An 846-nucleotide genomic window follows, 5' to 3' on the forward strand; every position below is an offset into this window, starting at 1 on the left:
ATTAACGAAAACATCACTAAAACTAAAAATGCATTAGAACAAGATGCTAAAGCAGTAGAACAATCAGTAGATACAGCTAAAGAAATAGAAAGTGGTAATCTAACAGCAAGAATTACTGCAATTCCTGCTAACCCTCAATTAGTAGAATTAAAAAATGTTTTAAATGAAATGCTGAATGTATTAGAACAAAAAGTTGGTTCTAATATGAATGAAATTAATAGAGTATTTGATAGCTATAAAGCATTAGACTTTACTACTGAAGTTAAAAATGCTAAAGGTGGAGTTGAAGTAACTACTAATGTATTAGGTCAAGAAATCGTAGGTATGTTAAGACAATCTTCTGAATTTGCTTCTTTATTAGCAGATGAAAGTGGTAAATTACAAAGTGCTGTTAAAAATCTAACAGATTCTTCATCTTCTCAAGCTTCTTCTTTAGAAGAAACAGCAGCAGCACTAGAAGAAATTACTTCTTCTATGCAAAATGTATCCCATAAAACTAGTGAAGTAATTGCTCAAAGTGAAGAGATTAAAAATGTTACTTCTATAATAGGTGATATTGCAGATCAAATTAACCTACTTGCATTAAATGCTGCTATTGAAGCTGCACGTGCAGGTGAGCACGGACGTGGCTTTGCTGTTGTTGCTGATGAAGTTAGAAACCTAGCAGAAAGAACTCAAAAGTCTTTAGGTGAGATTGAAGCTAATACTAATATCTTAGTTCAATCTATTAATGAAATGGGTGAGAGTATTAAAGAGCAAACTACAGGTATTACTCAAATTAATGATGCTGTAGCTCAAATTGATCATGTAACCCAAGAGAACTTAAAAATAGCAAAAGATAGTGCA

Annotated in this window: 1 protein-coding gene; it reads left to right on the forward strand. The window is 31.9% G+C overall.

The genetic code is table 11. The features are described 5' to 3' along the window. Positions 1-846 (forward strand): methyl-accepting chemotaxis protein (locus L8X40_RS08365; RefSeq protein ID WP_263667685.1); only part of this gene is annotated, 846 nt, incomplete at both ends.

This window comes from Campylobacter sp. CNRCH_2013_0855, assembly GCF_025773025.1.
Lineage (GTDB): Bacteria > Campylobacterota > Campylobacteria > Campylobacterales > Campylobacteraceae > Campylobacter_D > Campylobacter_D jejuni_C.